Raw genomic sequence first — 13747 nt, forward strand, 5'->3', positions numbered from 1 at the left:
ACAGAAGACTTCGATGCCGGTGATCTTCCTCACGTCCAAGGACGATGAGATCGACGAGGTGCTGGGATTGCGCATGGGGGCCGACGACTACGTCAAGAAGCCGTTCAGCCAGCGGCTGCTGGTCGAACGTATCCGTGCCCTGCTGCGACGGCAGGACGTCATCGGCGGAGAGGTGGTCGAAGAGACCGAGGACAACAAGGTCATGGTCCGCGGCGAATTGACGATGGACCCGTTGCGCCACGCGGTGAAGTGGAGGGGCAACGATGTGTCCCTGACCGTGACGGAGTTCCTGCTGCTGCAGGCGCTGGCCCAGCGTCCCGGATTCGTCAAGTCACGCGATCAGTTGATGGACGTCGCCTACGATGACCAGATTTACGTCGATGACCGGACCATCGACAGCCACATCAAACGGCTGCGCAAGAAGATGCGTCAAGCCGACGATGAATTCTCGGCGATCGAAACGCTTTACGGTATCGGCTATCGGTATAACGAAGCTTGACGATGACCGACGCGGCCCGCCACATCGATGTGCGCGACCTGAACTCCGTGCGGCGCGCCGCACGGAATGAGCCTGATCTCGTGCTTGGCGACGACTGGGTCTCGCCACAGTCTCTTGGCGAGCGCGAACTGATGCAGCGGCGCAAGGCGCGCCGGCTGATCAACCTGCGTTCGTCACCGATTGCCCGCAAGATCATCACGTTCAATCTTCTCGCGATGATCCTGCTGGTGTCAGGCGTCCTTTACCTGAATCCCTCGCGGGATAATCTGGCCTACCAGCGTGCGAACGGCCTCGTGAACGAAGCGGAGTTGATCGCGAACATCCTGGAAGCGCGGATGCCGTTGACGGCACCGGTCGATCTGGTCAGCGGCGACGGCATCGACGTGGCGCAAACGCTACAGGGGATGACCCTGCGCGGCGGGATCGAGGTCGACATTTACAGTCCGACAGGCCAATTGCTGGCTTCGGCAACCGGACAGCCGAACGGGTCCACGGTCGACACGCTGCAACGTGAGAACGGCAGGACATACATCACCGACGCCCTGTCGCGTGCCTGGTCGGCGCTGCGTGACCTCGTGCCGTCAGGTCAGAGCGACGAACCTGCCGCCTTGACGCTTGGCCCGGCCGATGTGGCCGCGATCATGCAGAACGGCATCGATGTGCGGACGCGACAGACGGAGGAGGGTACGAATTTCATCGTCGCGACGCCGATCGAACAGGATGGTCGCGCCGTCGGCGTCGTGTCGATTACGAGCGCTGCGGGAGAGCTTGACGATCTGGTCAGCAGAGAACGTGAACAGGTCCTGCGTCTGTTTCTGGTCAGCATCGTCGTCAGCGTGATCCTCAGCCTCGTCCTTGCCTCCACCATCGCGAATCCGCTTGCGGACCTTGCTGCCGCAGCAGAGCTTGGACGTGACAAGAATGCCCGCAAGATGTCACCGACGCGGGTGCGAATCCCTGATCTGACCGGCCGCCCGGACGAGATCGGACGCCTGTCAGGAGCGTTGCGTGGAATGGTACAGGCGCTTTACGAACGGATCGAAGGGAACGAACAGTTTGCCGCCGATGTGGCTCACGAGATCAAGAACCCGCTCGCATCATTGCGGTCGGCGGTCGGGTCGCTGCGGATCGTCAAGAAGGACGACCACCGCGAAAAGCTGCTGGAGGTGATCGAACATGATGTCCGGCGGCTCGATCGCCTAGTCAGCGACATCTCGAACGCATCGCGACTCGATTCCGAACTGGTCAAGGAAGAAGAGGAAACCTTCGACCTGCTCAAGACGCTGGGCAACCTGAACGAATTCCTCGGACGCGAGGCAGAGGCGAACGGAATCGAATACATTTCCGACCTGCCGGATCAGGCGATCATGGTACAGGGGCTCGAGGGGCGGCTGGCGCAGGTCTTCGTCAACCTGATCACCAATGCCATTTCGTTCTGCGAAGAAGGTGACGCGATCCGCGTCTGGGCCCGTCGTCGCGAGAACAGGATTCTGATCGTGGTCGAGGATACCGGCCCCGGCATCCCAGACGGGGCGCTGACCAAGATCTTCAAACGCTTCTATTCCGAACGGCCGGAAGGTCAGTTCGGCAACAATTCCGGTCTGGGTCTGGCGATCAGCAAGCAGATCGTGGAAGCACACGGTGGCGTGATCTGGGCGGAAAACATCCGGCCCACAGATGCCGACGTTACGTCTGACCCGCTGGGCGCGCGCTTTGTCGTGGGCCTGCCGGTCTGACCCATGACCGGCTCGGATACGGTCCATGCCACAGCTGTCGCCTTCGCGGGGCGGGGTGTCCTGATCCGCGGGCCATCGGGCGCGGGGAAGTCCGCGCTGGCGCTGGATCTGATGGCCGTCGGCGCGGTCCTGATCGCGGACGACCGGGTCCAGTTGACCCGCCGGGGCGACCACATCCTTGCCAGTTGTCCGCCCGTCCTGTCCGGTCTGATCGAGGCGCGGGGGCTGGGATTGCTGCGGGCGGCGGTTGCAGGTCCGACCGCCTTGGCCTGCGTCGTCGACCTTGACGTCGCGACCGAAGACCGGCTGCCCCCGCGACGGACCGTCACGGTCTTGGGATGCGACCTGCCTTTGATTTACCGCCCCGCTGGCGTAAGCTTTGCACCAGCCCTTCTGCAATACTTGCGCGCGGGCCTTGCAGACGAACGGGCCCGACAGAGTGATGATTGACCATACCGCCTTGGCCGATGACCTGATTGGTCCCCGGATCCTGCTGGTCACCGGCCCGTCAGGGGCGGGCCGATCGACGGCGATCAACGCACTGGAGGATCTGGGGTTCGAAGTCATCGACAACCTGCCGCTGTCGCTGCTGCCGCGCCTTCTGGATGGCACGACGACCGGCCCCTTGGCGCTGGGCCTTGACGTGCGCAATCGGGATTTCAGCACAAACGCCTTGATCGAGGCGATTGACGGCCTGACCCGCGCGATTGGCCATGCAGCGCAGGTCGTCTTTCTGGATGCGGACAATGACACGCTGATCCGTCGATACTCCGAAACCCGCCGCCATCATCCGCTGGCCCCCGCTGGCCCGCCGCTGGCGGGCATCTCGTCAGAGAAGGAACTGCTTGCGCCGATCCGATCACGCGCGGATGTACTGATCGACACCTCCGATCTGTCGCCGCATGGCCTGCGGTCAGAGATCGAGCGGTTGTTCGCGCGCGGTCGCGGCAAGGTGCTGGGCGTGTCGGTGCATTCATTTTCCTACAAGAGGGGCCTGCCACGCGGTCTGGACATGGTCTTTGATTGTCGGTTCCTGCGCAATCCGCATTGGGACCCGCAGTTGCGGCCGCGCGACGGGCGTGACGCCGACGTTGCCGCCCATGTTGCAGCCGATCCACGGTTCGATCCGTTCCTTGACCAGATCAAGGGGCTGGTCGATCTGGTGTTGCCGGGGCACAAGGACGAAGGTCGGGCGCATCTGTCGATCGGGTTCGGCTGTACGGGCGGGCAGCACAGGTCTGTCGTTCTCGCGGAAAGGCTGGCGTCGTCCCTTGCGCAGGACGGCTGGCCCGTATCTAGTCGCCACAGGGAATTGGAACGCCGCGACGGGACAGGACCCGGCGGAGAGCGGGGACTGGGCGCTTGATCGGAATCGTCATCGTGGCGCATGGCAATCTGGCGCGGGAATACCTGTCGGCCGTGGAACACGTCGTGGGCAGGCAACCGGGTATCTGTGCCATTTCCATCGCGCCCGACGATGACCGCAGCGTGAAGCAGGCCGAGATCTGCGATGCGGCCGACGCCGTCGACGTAGGAAACGGTGTCGTGATCGTGACCGACATGTTCGGCGGCTCACCCAGCAACCTGAGCCTGCGCGCCTGCAGCCCCGAGAACCGTCGAATCCTGTATGGGGCCAATCTGCCGATGCTGATCAAGCTTGCGAAATCGCGCAACAAAACCGTGCCGGAAGCGGTGACGGCGGCGATCGACGCGGCGCATCGCTATATCAACTCTCATATCGTGGGGCCACAGTGACCATGGCCCATGCTCGCCTTCTGATCCGCAACATCAAGGGACTGCATGCCCGCGCGTCGGCCAAGCTGGTCGAGGTCGTGGAAGCGCACGATGCCACGGCTGTGGTCAGCAAGGACGGGATGCAGGCCGGCGGCGACAGCATCATGGGCCTGCTGATGCTGGCCGCGACGAAGGGCACCTATATCGAGGTCGAGACCCATGGCCGCGAGGCCGAAACCCTGAAGGACGCCATTGCGGCTTTGGTCGATGACAAATTCGGCGAAGGTGACTGAAGCAGGCGGCGCGTCGGACGCGCCCCCCGATGCCCCGAAGGTCTACGACCGTCGTTCGCTCAGCTATGCGTCATCCTTCGATTCGCCCGGCCGTCAGGCCTTCATCCGCGCCGTGGAATGGATGACCGGCAAGGCCACGATCATCCGCATGGTACGCGCGTATGAACGGGCGGGACTGGCGCGGGGGCAGGCGTTCTGGGGCGCGACCCTTGCCGCGCAGGGCATCCACGTCACGACACCCGCCGACCAGATCGGCCGCATCCCTGCAGCGGGGCCGGTCATTCTGGTCGCGAACCATCCGCACGGCATGGTCGACGGCATGGTGCTGGCCGAGGTGATCGGACGACGCAGGCTGGATTACCGCATCCTGACCCGGTCGCTTCTGACCTCTCTCGATCCCGAGGCATCGAAGTTCATGATTCCGGTGCCGTTCCCCCACCAGCCCGACGCGCAGACCCGGATGATCGAGATGCGCCGTGCCGCGATGGATTATCTGGCGCGACAGGGCCTTGTAGCGCTGTTTCCGTCGGGTGTCGTGGCAAACGCGCCAGGCATGTTCGCAGCGGTCGAGGAGGCAGAGTGGAACGTCTTTACCGCCAAGCTAATCCGCACGTCGCAGGCGACGGTCGTGCCGTGCTTCTTTCCGGGTGCAAATTCACGGGCCTATCAGATTGCCAACTGCATCTCTCCGCTGTTGCGCCAAAGCCTTTTGTTGCACGAGGTCGCGCGGACGCGAAACAGCGACTTTGCTCCGGTGATCGGTGACGCCATCCCGTATGACGCGTTGCAGCCACGTATGTCGGACCCGCGCGCCTTGATGACCTGGCTGCGGGCACAGACACTGGCCTTGGGTCAGCGGGTCGGAACCGGCACGTCGCCGCGATAGTCGTAGAAGCCGCGCTGCGACTTTCGGCCCAGCCAGCCGGCCTCCACGTATTTGGTCAGCAGGGGACAGGGGCGATATTTCGTGTCCGCCAGCCCGTCGTGCAGTACGTTCATGATCGCAAGGCAGGTATCCAGCCCGATGAAATCCGCCAACTCCAGCGGCCCCATCGGGTGATTTGCGCCGAGTTTTAAAGAGGTGTCGATCGATTGGACCGATCCGACGCCTTCGTAAAGCGTATAGATCGCTTCGTTGATCATCGGCATCAGGATGCGATTGACGATGAAGGCGGGGAAATCCTCTGACGCGGTCGAGGTCTTGCCCAGCCGTTCGACGACGGCTTCGCAGGCGCGAAACGTGGGCTCGTCCGTCGCGATCCCGCGGATCAGTTCGACAAGCTGCATGATCGGCACCGGGTTCATGAAATGGAAGCCCATGAACCGTTCCGGACGGTCGGTGCGCGACGCCAGCCGCGTGATGGAAATCGAGGAAGTGTTTGACGTGAGGATCGTATCGGGCTTCAGGTGCGGGATGAGGTCTTCGAAGATGGCCTGCTTGATCGTCTCGCGCTCTGTCGCAGCCTCGATGATCAGGTCGGTGTCGCCCAGATCGGTCAGCTTCTGCGTCGTGACGATGCGCTTCATCGCCGCGGCTTTCGTGGCCTCATCGATCATGTCGCGGCTGACCTGCCGGGTCAGGTTGCGGTCGATCAGGGCGACAGCCTTGTCCAGCGCATCCTGGCTGACGTCGGTCAGCAGGACGTCGTAGCCAGCGACGGCAAAGACATGCGCGATGCCATTGCCCATCTGCCCGGCACCCACGATACCGACCCGTTCGATTGCCATGTCACTGATCCTTTGCCTGACTGGCCGCAGCATAGGCGTTGACCGGCAGGGCCAGCAAGCGCCCGAGGTCACTAAAATCCGCATCAAATGCCCAGTTTAGCGAAATCGAAATGCGAATCCGCGAATCTCCACCTTGTGGAAGCATAAACGATCTGTGGTGAAGTGAATGAAGCATGATGAAATCGATGGGGCCGGACTCCACTACGCGCCTTGCCGCTATGGCTTGTCACGCATTTTCTTTCGGGGCCCGAAACGGCGGTTGGACAGTCCCTACATCACGTTCATCGGCGGGACGGAAACCTTTGGCAAGTTCATCGACAGACCGCTTCCTGCGCTGGTCGAACGTGACATCGGGTGGACCTGCGTCAACCTGGGCTGCGTGAATGGCGGTGTCGATGCCTTCGTCAACGACCCGACGATCATGGCGACCTGCCACGACGCCGACGTGACGGTCGTCCAGGTGATGGGGGCGAACTACCTGTCGAACCGCTTCTACTCCGTGCATCCCCGCCGCAATGACCGGTTCCTGCGCGCCTCGACGGTCATGCAGGCGATCTTTTCGGATGTGGACTTCGCAGACTTCACGTTTACCCGCCACATGCTGACGATGCTGCACGCCAAGTCGCCGGAACGCTTCGACATCGTCGTGTCCGAACTGAGAGAGGCGTGGGTCGCGCGGATGCGCAACATGCTGAACCAGATCGGTCCGCGCACCGTGCTGCTCTGGTTCTCGCGGGAACCGCTGACGGATGCGCCGTGGGATGCGCGCCCCAACGGCCTGTCGGCCGACCCTCTGTTCGTGACTGCCGGCATGGTCGACCAGTTGCGCCCGCAGGTCCTTGACGTGGTCGAGGCGCGACCGTCCGAGATCGCGCTGTCGATGGGCACGAAGGGCATGTATCATTCGCCGGTTCAGGCCAAGGCCGCGTCAGAGATGATGGGTATTGGCTGCCATCAGGAGGCAGCGGCAAAGCTCGTGCCTGCCCTGATGCGGATACTGCAACAGGCGGCCTGACGCAAAAAGGCGCGCAGCGACGGCGCGCCTTTCAGAATTGTCGTCCATCCCGGTCAGAGTTTTTCGGTCAGCTCCGGGATCGCGGTGAACAGGTCGGCGACAAGGCCGAAGTCGGCCACCTGAAAGATCGGGGCCTCCTCGTCCTTGTTGATCGCGACGATGATCTTGGAATCCTTCATGCCTGCAAGGTGCTGGATCGCGCCAGAGATGCCGACGGCGATATACAGGTCAGGTGCCACGACCTTGCCGGTCTGACCGACCTGCAAATCGTTCGGCGCGTATCCCGAATCGACCGCCGCGCGGGAGGCACCGACCGCGGCCCCCAGCTTGTCGGCCAGCTTTTCGATCATCGCAAAGTCCTCTTCGGATCCGATGCCCCGCCCGCCGGAAACGACAATGCCTGCGCTGGTCAGTTCCGGCCGGTCAGAGGCGGCGACCTTGTCCTCGATCCACTCGGACAGGCCGGCAGCGCCGACTGCGTCGATGTTTTCGACCGTGGCGGACCCGTTCATCCCGGCGGCGTCGAAGCCCGCGGTGCGGATCGTCATCACCTTGGTGCTGTCCGACGATTGCACCGTCTGGACCGCATTGCCCGCATAGATCGGACGCTCGAAGGTGTCGGCATTGATGACGGCGGTGACCTCCGAGATGATCTGGCAGTCCAGCAAGGCCGCCACGCGGGGCATCACGTTCTTGGCGTCGGTGGTCCCCGGTGCCGCTATGTGACTGTAATCGCCCGCCAGCTTCACGATCAGGTCAGCGGTCGGTTCCGCCAGACGGTGACCCAATGCGGCATCCTCGGCGCACAGCACTTTTGCCACGCCGTCGATCTTCGCCGCTTCGGCCGCGGCGGCAGAGGCATTGGCCCCGGCGCACAGCACCGTCACGTCACCCAGAGATTGCACGGCGGCCACGGCCTTGCCGGTCGCATCGGCGTTCAGAGCACCGTCTGTGACTTCACCAATCAGTAGTACAGCCATCACACAGCCCCCGCTTCCTTGAGTTTCTCGACCAGTTCGTCGACCGACTTCACGATGATGCCGGCCGCGCGTGTCGCCGGTTCCGTCGTTTTCTGAACCGTCAGGCGCGGGGTGACGTCAACGCCGTAATCGGCGGGCGTCTTTTCATCCAGCGGCTTCTTCTTCGCCTTCATGATGTTCGGCAGCGACGCGTAACGCGGTTCGTTCAGGCGCAGGTCCACAGTCACGATGGTCGGCATCTTGACCTTGATGGTCTGCAATCCGCCGTCGACTTCGCGCGTCACGGTGGCGTGGTCGCCGTCAATGCCGACTTCGGACGCAAAGGTGGCCTGGCTCCAGCCCAGCAGGGCGGCCAGCATCTGACCCGTCGCGTTCATGTCGTTGTCGATGGCCTGCTTGCCGCAGATCACGAGGCCCGGCTGTTCCTCGTCCACGATCGCCTTGAGGATCTTGGCGACGGCCAGCGGTTCGATGTCTGTATGCACATCGTCGGCGGCGACGACGAGGATTGCGCGGTCGGCTCCCATCGCGAGGGCTGTCCGCAGTGTTTCCTGCGCCTGCTTGACGCCGATCGAGACCGCGATGACCTCCTCGACCTTGCCCGCTTCACGCAGGCGGATCGCCTCTTCGACGGCGATTTCGTCGAAGGGGTTCATCGACATCTTCACATTCGCCAGATCGACACCCGAACCGTCCGCCTTGACGCGAACCTTCACGTTATAGTCGATCACGCGTTTGACCGGCACCAGTACCTTCATCGCGCATCACTCCCGTTGTTTTCCAAATCTCGACTGTTGAGATAACAACCGGACACGAAAGGCAACAGGGCAAAACCGCCCGGAACGTGGCGTCCTGCGACATGCCGGCCGGCGTTTAGCGCTAACGTGTCAGCGGTTTTTGCCCGGAACCCACAACACATCGGCGCGGCCGTCGTCGTTGGCGATGCGGCTGGCCTGAAAGAACCAGTCCGACAGACGGTTGAGGTATTTCAGTGCGGCGGGGTTCACATCGTCATGGGCGGCAAGGGCGACACACAGCCGCTCTGCCCGGCGCGACACGGTGCGGCACAGGTGCAGATGCGCGGACAACGCCGACCCGCCGGGCAGAACGAAGCTTCGCAACGGTTCCACCGCCTGCGTCATGGCGTCGATCTCGGCTTCCAGGCGGTCGACCTGCGCATCGGTCATGCGCAGCGGCGGGTATTCCGCCGTGGCGTCGCCGGCCATGTTCGGGCGGCACAGGTCCGCACCCAGATCGAACAGGTCGTTCTGGATCATCGCAAGCTGCGCGTCGATGTCGCCTGTCGCGTGCAAACGGGCCAGACCGACGGTCGCGTTCGTCTCGTCCACGGTACCGTAGGCGTTGACCCGGTCGTCATACTTCTTGACCCGACTGCCGTTCCCCAAGGCGGTTTCACCGGCGTCGCCGGTGCGCGTGTAGATCTTGTTCAGCACGACCATGATTCAGGCCCCCCGCAGCCAGACGAAAAGAAGGATCATCGCAATGGCCACGGCCTGAAGGCCGATCCGCCAGCGCATGATCTTGTTGGCGTTCTTCCGGTTGAACTCACCGCCCTTGCCAAAGCTGCCGATGCCCAGCAACAGAACCGCCAGAACGGCAAGGCAGGCAACTGCCACAAGAATGAAAAGCGGATCGTTGGCCATGAAGTTCCCCGATGTTGTCCGACGCGACATAGCAGAGAGGTTGCCAAAGGCCAGCCCGGTCAGCCGCGCGCAATCAGCGCATCCTGCGCCCAGGTCGGTAGAAGCCGCCGCATCGTTGCCGCCAGCCAGGTCGGTGTCGTGATGAAATAGCGGGCCTTGGGGCGTGGATGTTCGAGCGCATGACGCAACTTGGCCGTGACGGCAGAGGCAGGCAACTGGAACCGGTCCTCGCCGGCTTCGTACAGCCGTTTGGTCAACTCGACATACTGGTCGGCACGCGCAGAGGCTTTGGGATCAAACCAGCGTTCGAAATGCGGGATCGCGTTTTCGCGGATACGTGATGCGATAGGGCCGGGTTCCAGCAGGATGATTTTTATCGGAGTGTCGCGCATTTCCAGCCGCAGCACGTCGGTCAACCCCTCCAGCGCGAATTTCGTCGCCACATAGGCCCCGCGCCACTTGTAGCCGACCAGCCCCAGAACGGAAGAGCAGTTGACGATCCGCCCGTGTCCCTGCGCCCGCATGACCGGGATTACCTGCCGCGTCAGGTCGTGCACACCGAACAGATTGGTCTGAAAGATCGCCTCCAGCCCGCCACGAGGCAGGTCCTCGACCGCACCGGGGCAGGCAAAGGCACCGTTGTTATAGAGCGCATCCAGCGTGCCGCCGGTCGCCGCCAGCACCTCGGCCAGACCGGCGGTGATGCTGTCATGATCGGCATAGTCGATCTGTGGAGATTCGAAGCCTTCGCCACGCAGGCGGTTGCAATCCAGGGCCTGCCGACAGGACGCAAAGACTCGCCAGCCGGCCGCGCGCAGCCCGTGGGCGGCGTCGTAGCCGATGCCGGACGAACATCCGGTGATGAGAACGCTTTTTGGGGTCATCCGCGCTGTCTGACGGGCGCGCTGCTGGGACGCAAGTCCCTAGCCGCTGGTCAGCAGGCGTTCGGCCATCCAGCCGATCTGTCCAGTCTCCAGAACACGCACCCGCACCCAGCCTGCACCGTCGCTGTCGATGACCTCTGTCTGGGTGCCCTGCGGCAAGGTGTCGATGACGTCGAACGAGGTCGAAGGACCTTCGCGCATGTTTACCGCACGGCCCGCGACTTCGCGGATCGCGGCCAGATCAGGGCTGCCGACGGCGGCGGGGGCCGGGGCAGACAGCGAGGTGAAGTTTGGCGCCACAGGGGCTGAACGGGCCGTCTCACCGGAAAAAGCCGGAGTGGTCTCCAGCGAAATGGCGACCGGTTCGGCGGTCTGCGCGGGCGACTCTGTGGCGGATGCCGTCGCGGACGCTTCAGCCACTGTCGCGGGTGCCACCGTAGGTGAGATGTCGATCAGGCCGGCCGTCTGGGCGCGCGTCACCTCGGGCTGGGCTGCCTCGGCATCGGCTATCCGCGTCTCGGGCTGAAAATTCGCACCGCCCGACATGACGTAGAACGTCCAAGCCAGAATGGCGAAGGAACCGATGATGAATTTGCCCAAGACAAGGCCCCCGATGTAGTCTTCAAAAAGTTGGTAGATGCAGCAGGAACACCATAACGTGATTCTGTGTTCCTTGCGCGGGGAATTTCGCGCCAGCGGCAGTCACTGTCGTCTTTACGCGAATGGGTGCCTTCGCTAAGGCTCGTGCCCATGACCGAGGACACCGCCGACCTGCCGAACCCGAATGACGTGACAGAAACCCTGCGCCACGCGATTGGCGAACGGTATCTGACCTATGCGCTGTCGACGATCATGAATCGTGCGTTGCCCGACGCACGTGACGGTCTGAAGCCTGTGCATCGCCGCATCCTTTATGCGATGCGCGAACTGCGGCTCGCGTCCAACGGGGGATTCCGCAAGTCGGCCAAAATTTCGGGCGACGTGATGGGCAACTATCACCCGCACGGCGATGCCGCGATCTACGACGCGATGGCGCGGCTCGCGCAGGATTTCAACGTCCGCTATCCGCTGGTGGACGGGCAGGGCAACTTCGGCAACATCGACGGCGATAACCCGGCGGCCGCCCGCTATACCGAGGCGCGCATGACCGCCGCCGCAGAGGCACTGATGGAAGGTCTGGCCGAAAACGCCGTCGACTTCCGCCCGAACTACGACGGCACGCTGGAAGAGCCGGTCGTCTTTCCCGCTGCTTTTCCGAACCTGCTGGCGAACGGGTCGTCCGGCATCGCGGTCGGCATGGCGACGAACATTCCGCCGCACAACCTGCACGAACTGATCGATGCCTGCCTGCATCTGATCAAGTCACCGAACGCCGCCGACGACACGCTGATGCAATACATCCCCGGCCCGGATTTCCCGACGGGCGGCGTGATCGTCGAAAAGCCCGACTCCATCGCCGAATCCTATCGCACCGGGCGCGGCAGCATCCGCCTGCGCGCGCGGTTCGAGGTAGAGGATCTGGGCCGCGGTCAGTGGCAGATCGTCGTGACCGAAATTCCCTATCAGGTGCCGAAATCGCGCCTGATCGAGAAACTGGCCGAGATCGTGCAGACCAAGAAGGTCCCGCTGCTGGCCGACGTGCGCGACGAATCCGCGGAAGACGTGCGCATCGTGCTGGAACCGCGCGCCAAGACCGTCGATCCCGAGGTTCTGATGGGGATGCTGTTTCGCAATTCCGATCTTGAAATCCGGTTCAGCCTGAACCTGAACGTGCTGATCGACGGGCTGACGCCGAAGGTGTGCAGCGTCAAGGAGGTGCTGCGCGCCTTCCTCGACCACCGCCGCGACGTGCTGCTGCGCCGGTCGCAGTTCCGGCTGGAAAAGATCGACCACCGGTTGGAGGTTCTCGAAGGGTTCATTATCGCCTTCCTGAACCTCGACCGGCTGATCGACATCATCCGATATGATGACGACCCGAAACGCGCCTTGATGGCCGAGGATTGGGCGCAGGACCACGTCCGTGCCGTCAACGAAAAGGACTACGTGTCTCCGCTCAGGGACGGGACCGACTCCGAGGTCAGCCTGTCCGAAGTGCAGGCCGAAGCGATCCTGAACATGCGCCTGCGGTCCCTGCGCCGCCTGGAGGAGCTGGAGCTGCTCGCCGAGCGTGATGCCTTGATGGAGGAACGCGCCGGGATCGAGGACCTGCTTGACGACGACGGCCTGCAATGGAAGCGCATCGCGGAACAGTTGCGCGAGACCCGCAAGCAGTTCGGGAAGGACAGCCCCGGTGGTGCCCGACGCACGACGTTCGCAGAGGCGGGCGAGGTTGCCGACGTCCCGCTCGAGGCGATGATCGCGCGGGAGCCGATCACCGTCGTCTGTTCGCAGATGGGCTGGATCAGGACCATGACCGGGCATGTCCCCCTCGACCGCGACATGAAATTCAAGGACGGTGACAGCCCGCGCTTTGCCTTCCATGCCGAGACGACGGACAAGCTGCTGGTCTTCGCCTCGAACGGTCGGTTCTATACCTTGCAGGCCAGCACCCTGCCGGGTGGGCGCGGCATGGGCGAACCGTTGCGCCTGATGGTGGACCTGCCGAACGAGGCGCAGATCATCGACATCCTGATCCACCGTCCTGGCGGCCGTCTGCTGGTCGCATCGTCCGAAGGCGACGGCTTCGTCGTGCCGGAGGACGACGTCATCGCCCAGACCCGCGCCGGGAAGCAGGTGCTGAACGTGAAGGACACCTTGGCCAAGGTCGTGCGTCGTGTCGCGGGCGACCATGTGGCGGTGGTCAGCGAGAATGGCCGCTTCATCGTCTTCGCGCTGGACGAATTGCCCGAAATGGGCCGCGGCAAGGGTGTGCGGTTGCAGAAGTACAAGAAGGTGTTTGGTCGTCAGGGGACGCTTGAACTGGATGGGGGCCTTGGTGACGTGGCGACCTTCTACTGGACGCAGGGCCTGTCCTGGACGATGGGCGGCGGCAAGACCCGCACCGAAACCGACCTGACCGAATGGAAGGCCGCCCGTGGCGGTGTCGGCAAGCGCGCGCCGCATGGATTCCCCAAAAGCAACCGCTTCGAATAGGCACACCGGACGGTCAGCGGGCCTGCGCATATGGTGGGTTGATTTCCCCCCTGATCCGCCATACATCGCCCGCGATGCTTCAAACGGGGTCAGGATGGCCCCGCATTTTTACAGGGGGCCG

Annotated in this window: 16 protein-coding genes; 9 read left to right on the top strand and 7 right to left on the bottom strand. The window is 63.3% G+C overall.

Annotated features, from left to right (window positions below; translation table 11 throughout):
- The 7 genes from ACOI1H_RS19230 to ACOI1H_RS19260 all read left to right on the top strand — a co-directional run.
- On the top strand, positions 1 to 499 hold a 499-nt coding region (locus ACOI1H_RS19230), incomplete at its 5' end, for a winged helix-turn-helix domain-containing protein (protein WP_422439447.1).
- Positions 500 to 501: 2 nt separating this feature from the next.
- Positions 502 to 2235 (top strand): sensor histidine kinase, encoded by a 1734-nt coding sequence (locus ACOI1H_RS19235; protein WP_422439448.1) that lies wholly within the window; start codon positions 502 to 504, stop codon positions 2233 to 2235.
- Between the two features lie 3 nt (positions 2236 to 2238).
- Positions 2239 to 2685, top strand: coding sequence for an HPr kinase/phosphorylase (locus ACOI1H_RS19240; RefSeq protein ID WP_422439449.1), 447 nt, complete (start codon positions 2239 to 2241; stop codon positions 2683 to 2685).
- Positions 2678 to 3601, top strand: a complete 924-nt coding sequence (gene rapZ / locus ACOI1H_RS19245) for an RNase adapter RapZ (protein ID WP_422439450.1) — start codon at positions 2678 to 2680, stop codon at positions 3599 to 3601. Before ACOI1H_RS19240 ends, rapZ begins: the two co-directional genes overlap by 8 nt.
- A complete protein-coding gene (locus ACOI1H_RS19250) occupies positions 3598 to 3990 on the top strand; it encodes a PTS sugar transporter subunit IIA (RefSeq protein WP_422439451.1) in 393 nt (130 codons plus the stop codon). The genes rapZ and ACOI1H_RS19250 overlap by 4 nt, the downstream gene beginning before the upstream one ends.
- 2 nt (positions 3991 to 3992) lie before the next feature.
- Positions 3993 to 4262: an HPr family phosphocarrier protein gene (locus ACOI1H_RS19255; protein WP_422439452.1), complete on the top strand. Its 270-nt coding sequence runs from the start codon at positions 3993 to 3995 to the stop codon at positions 4260 to 4262.
- Positions 4237 to 5148 carry a lysophospholipid acyltransferase family protein gene (locus ACOI1H_RS19260; RefSeq protein WP_422439453.1) on the top strand — a complete coding sequence of 304 codons (912 nt, stop codon included), beginning with the start codon at positions 4237 to 4239 and terminating at the stop codon, positions 5146 to 5148. Before ACOI1H_RS19255 ends, ACOI1H_RS19260 begins: the two co-directional genes overlap by 26 nt.
- Here the strand turns inward: ACOI1H_RS19260 and ACOI1H_RS19265 are convergent.
- A complete protein-coding gene (locus tag ACOI1H_RS19265) occupies positions 5115 to 5990 on the bottom strand; it encodes a 3-hydroxybutyryl-CoA dehydrogenase (protein WP_422439454.1) in 876 nt (291 codons plus the stop codon). The two genes, ACOI1H_RS19260 and ACOI1H_RS19265, sit on opposite strands and share 34 nt — an antisense overlap.
- Positions 5991 to 6156: 166 nt before the next feature.
- Here ACOI1H_RS19265 and ACOI1H_RS19270 point away from each other — a divergent pair, with 166 nt between their 5' ends.
- Positions 6157 to 7005, top strand: coding sequence for a DUF6473 family protein (locus ACOI1H_RS19270; protein WP_422439455.1), 849 nt, complete (start codon positions 6157 to 6159; stop codon positions 7003 to 7005).
- 53 nt (positions 7006 to 7058) lie between these two features.
- On the opposite strand, the gene ACOI1H_RS19275 is transcribed toward ACOI1H_RS19270, so the two are convergent.
- From ACOI1H_RS19275 to ACOI1H_RS19300, 6 genes are all read right to left on the bottom strand, one after another.
- The gene (locus ACOI1H_RS19275) at positions 7059 to 7985 is read right to left on the bottom strand and encodes an electron transfer flavoprotein subunit alpha/FixB family protein (RefSeq protein WP_422439456.1); all 927 of its coding nucleotides are present in this window, start codon (positions 7983 to 7985) and stop codon (positions 7059 to 7061) included.
- Positions 7985 to 8743 (bottom strand): electron transfer flavoprotein subunit beta/FixA family protein, encoded by a 759-nt coding sequence (locus ACOI1H_RS19280; protein WP_422439457.1) that lies wholly within the window; start codon positions 8741 to 8743, stop codon positions 7985 to 7987. The genes ACOI1H_RS19275 and ACOI1H_RS19280 overlap by 1 nt, the downstream gene beginning before the upstream one ends.
- A 129-nt stretch (positions 8744 to 8872) precedes the next feature.
- Complete coding sequence (locus tag ACOI1H_RS19285; RefSeq protein ID WP_422439458.1) at positions 8873 to 9445, bottom strand: cob(I)yrinic acid a,c-diamide adenosyltransferase; 573 nt, start codon at positions 9443 to 9445, stop codon at positions 8873 to 8875.
- Between the two features lie 3 nt (positions 9446 to 9448).
- Entirely contained in the window at positions 9449 to 9649 is a 201-nt protein-coding gene (locus tag ACOI1H_RS19290; RefSeq protein WP_422439459.1) for a twin transmembrane helix small protein, read from the bottom strand.
- Positions 9650 to 9708: 59 nt separating this feature from the next.
- The gene (locus ACOI1H_RS19295; protein ID WP_422439460.1) at positions 9709 to 10533 is read right to left on the bottom strand and encodes an SDR family NAD(P)-dependent oxidoreductase; all 825 of its coding nucleotides are present in this window, start codon (positions 10531 to 10533) and stop codon (positions 9709 to 9711) included.
- A 39-nt stretch (positions 10534 to 10572) separates the two neighbouring features.
- Positions 10573 to 11133, bottom strand: coding sequence for an SH3 domain-containing protein (locus ACOI1H_RS19300; protein ID WP_422439461.1), 561 nt, complete (start codon positions 11131 to 11133; stop codon positions 10573 to 10575).
- Positions 11134 to 11283: 150 nt separating this feature from the next.
- Between ACOI1H_RS19300 and ACOI1H_RS19305 the strand changes: the two genes are divergently transcribed.
- Positions 11284 to 13626: a DNA topoisomerase IV subunit A gene (locus ACOI1H_RS19305; protein ID WP_422439462.1), complete on the top strand. Its 2343-nt coding sequence runs from the start codon at positions 11284 to 11286 to the stop codon at positions 13624 to 13626.
- Positions 13627 to 13747 lie beyond the last annotated feature (121 nt).

Source organism: Loktanella sp. DJP18, from assembly GCF_049310965.1.
In the GTDB taxonomy this organism is placed as follows: Bacteria; Pseudomonadota; Alphaproteobacteria; order Rhodobacterales; family Rhodobacteraceae; genus Loktanella.